Origin of the sequence: Mesorhizobium sp. M1E.F.Ca.ET.063.01.1.1 (assembly GCF_003998155.1) — a bacterium.
GTDB lineage: Bacteria > Pseudomonadota > Alphaproteobacteria > Rhizobiales > Rhizobiaceae > Mesorhizobium.
In genome coordinates this window covers 1-2,515 of record NZ_RZSC01000820.1, presented here as the reverse complement: position 1 = coordinate 2,515, position 2,515 = coordinate 1, and the positions used below count along the sequence as shown (strand labels likewise).

The 2,515-nt window shown below is 63.3% G+C and carries 5 protein-coding genes; 2 read left to right on the top strand and 3 right to left on the bottom strand.

Annotated features, from left to right (window positions below; all coding sequences use genetic code 11):
• Nucleotides 1-58 precede the first annotated feature (58 nt).
• Nucleotides 59-511, bottom strand: coding sequence for a MarR family transcriptional regulator (locus EOA29_RS32825; protein WP_126093935.1), 453 nt, complete (start codon nt 509-511; stop codon nt 59-61).
• 53 nt (nt 512-564) lie between these two features.
• Nucleotides 565-741, bottom strand: coding sequence for a hypothetical protein (locus tag EOA29_RS43435; protein WP_245468651.1), 177 nt, complete (start codon nt 739-741; stop codon nt 565-567).
• On the opposite strand from EOA29_RS43435, the gene EOA29_RS32820 reads away from it, so the two are divergent.
• Entirely contained in the window at nt 724-1,467 is a 744-nt protein-coding gene (locus tag EOA29_RS32820) for an alpha/beta hydrolase (protein WP_245468650.1), read from the top strand. The two genes, EOA29_RS43435 and EOA29_RS32820, sit on opposite strands and share 18 nt — an antisense overlap.
• Before the next feature lie 37 nt (nt 1,468-1,504).
• Here the strand turns inward: EOA29_RS32820 and EOA29_RS32815 are convergent, their stop codons facing one another.
• Nucleotides 1,505-1,906 carry a rhodanese-like domain-containing protein gene (locus EOA29_RS32815; protein WP_126093937.1) on the bottom strand — a complete coding sequence of 134 codons (402 nt, stop codon included), beginning with the start codon at nt 1,904-1,906 and terminating at the stop codon, nt 1,505-1,507.
• Between the two features lie 427 nt (nt 1,907-2,333).
• Here EOA29_RS32815 and EOA29_RS32810 point away from each other — a divergent pair.
• Nucleotides 2,334-2,515 (top strand): hypothetical protein (locus EOA29_RS32810; protein ID WP_189479064.1); only part of this gene is annotated, 182 nt, incomplete at its 3' end.

Genomic DNA, 2,515 nt, shown 5'->3' with positions numbered 1-2,515 from the left:
TACGACAAGGAATGGCCGGAGCGGGCCAAAAAGACCATGTGGTGAGGAACGGGGCCGGTCAGGCTTCCTTGAGCACTTCGGCGATCTTGCGCATCTGCTCGCCGATCATGTCGCACTGTTCCGGCGTCGACTGGCTCATCGCCTTCTCGATCAGCGCCATGTGCACTTTCAGCGCCCGCATCAGCAAGGCTTCGCCGGCTTCCGTGAGGTTCAGCCGCAGCACGCGCTTGTCCTTTTCGTCGCCCTCGCGGCGCAGCAGGCCGCGCGCCTCGAGCTGCGGCAAGAGCATGGTGATGTTGGAGCGGCCGACCAGGAGCTTGCGGGCAAGGTCGTGCTGCGACATGCCGGGGTGGCGGTAAAGGTTCATCAGCACGTCGAGCTGCGCCGGCTTGAGGTCGAGCGGCGTGAGTTTCGTCGCCAGCGTGCGCTCCAGCACATGGCAGGCGCGCGCCACCGCAACCCAGTTGCGAAAGCGCGGATTGTCCCAGGGCAGGTCTTGCTTAATGTTCATGTTTGAACTATTATGTTCATGCTTGAACGAATGGATGGACTGCCAATATGGCATCATTTGGAATGAAGGTCATCCGAGGCGTATTCGGTGCCGCCGAGCATGTCGCGCCGGGTCTCAGCGGCCGCGCCGCGTTCGAGTTGTTCTGCCGCACGCCAAACGTCAAATCCCTGAGCGACGGCGAGCGCCGCGCCGTCGAGCGCGCTGCCGGTTTCATGGCTCAGGCGCGTCATCACCGGCTCAAGACGAAGACGAATTGCGTTGCGGTGCATGAGTTCCGGCCGGAGCCGGGCAGGGGCTCTCGCGGCACCGTGCTCGTCATCCATGGCTGGCGCTCGCGCACCGAATATATGCGCGCGCTGATCGAAGGATTTCGCGGGGCAGGCTACAAGGTCGTTTCGCTCGACCTGCCCGGGCACGGCCACTCGCTCGGCCGCCATCTCAACATGGTGAACGCGGTGGATGCGGCGCGGGTCGCCGGCGAATGGTTCGGTCCTTTTGCAGCCGTGGTCGGCCATTCCTTCGGCGGCGCGATCGCCGCCAACGCGGTTGCGGCGTCGGTGAAAGACATGCCGCCGCTGGCAGCTGAAAAGCTGGTGCTGATCGCTGCTCCGAGCTCGCTGCCGGCGATCTTCGACGACTTCAGTCGTATGATGAACGTCGGGCCACGTTCCCGGGTCGCCATGGCGGACAGGGTGCAACATCTGTCGGGACGGCCGCTCAGCGAATTCACCGGCGATCGCCAGCTCGCCGAGGCGCCGGTGCCGACACTGATCATCCACGCGCCGGACGACCGGGAAGTCCACGCCGACCACGCAAAGCGGTATGCGGGCGCCGGCGATCATGTCCGCCTGCATTGGGCCGAAGGACTCGGCCACCGCCGCATCCTTGCCGACAAGGATGTCGTCGCGCGCGCCGTCGGATTCGTGACGGAGCAGCACGAATCGACACTGCACTGAAAAGGGCAGCAGCTTTCCGCCCGCAACAGGGACTCGGTCAGTCGGCTTTCTTTTTCTGACCCGGCTCGACGGGCAGGCCGGCGGCCTTCCACGCGGTGTAACCGCCAAGGATGTGCTTGACCGGTGTGAGACCCATGTCCTGCGCGGTCTTGGTGGCGAGCGCCGAGCGCCAGCCGCCGGCGCAGAAGAAGACGAAGGTCTTTCCCGAAGCGAAGAACGGCTTGTGGTAAGGGCTTTCGGGATCGATCCAGAATTCGAGCATGCCGCGCGTCACATGCTTGGCGCCGGGAATCTTGCCGTCGCGCTCGACTTCGCGAGGGTCGCGCAGATCGATGAAGATGGTGTCGTCATCCTCCAACAGCCCGGCCGCTTCCTCGGGCGACACGACCTCGATCTCGGCATTCGCCTCGTCGAGAAGTTCGCGATATCCCTTCTTCACTGCACATCCTCCAGGCCGTGGCTCGAGGCCGCCGGAATTTCGATCACAAAGACCGCTGTTTGTCACGCCTTGGCCATTGCCGCACAGGCGGCCGTCGAATCCGCCGGTGATTCATGCTGACAGTCCACTCGAAACGCCACCCGCGTACCTATGTGACTTTTTCGCCTGTCGGCAACGCCACGCCTGATTGTCCCGGGTGTCGGAACACTTGGAACGGCCTGCTCGTTTTAAGTCTCACAAGGATGTGAAACTGTTCTGCAACAGGGTCGTGGAAATTTATGGAAGCTTAACGAAATCAGTATGAATCGGTATAGTCGCGCCTTACATCCGCCATGCGGAGGGCGGGACCGTCTAGCGGCGCGGAACGGGAACCCGGTTCAACCGGTGCGGGTGAAGCATGAAAATCCTCGGGAACAAAAAGGCTGTCATGCCGATCGCGATCGCGGCGGCGCTTGCCTTCGGTCAGCAGCCAGCAAGCGCGCAGGGCTTGTTCGACATGCTGTTCGGTGGCGGCATCCGGCACAACCCTCAGGGTGAATTTCCGCCACCGCCGAAGCCACGCAAGCTGCAGCCAGGCACCGGCGGTGGCGCCAGGATCAGCAGCCCGAC

Bases quoted from the DNA above. Each gene is read 5' to 3' on its own strand.
- EOA29_RS32825 (WP_126093935.1), bottom strand. From the start codon at position 511: ATGAACATTAAGCAAGACCTGCCCTGGGACAATCCGCGCTTTCGCAAC.
- EOA29_RS32820 (WP_245468650.1), top strand. From the start codon at position 724: ATGGCTCAGGCGCGTCATCACCGGCTCAAGACGAAGACGAATTGCGTT.
- EOA29_RS43435 (WP_245468651.1), bottom strand. From the start codon at position 741: ATGACGCGCCTGAGCCATGAAACCGGCAGCGCGCTCGACGGCGCGGCG.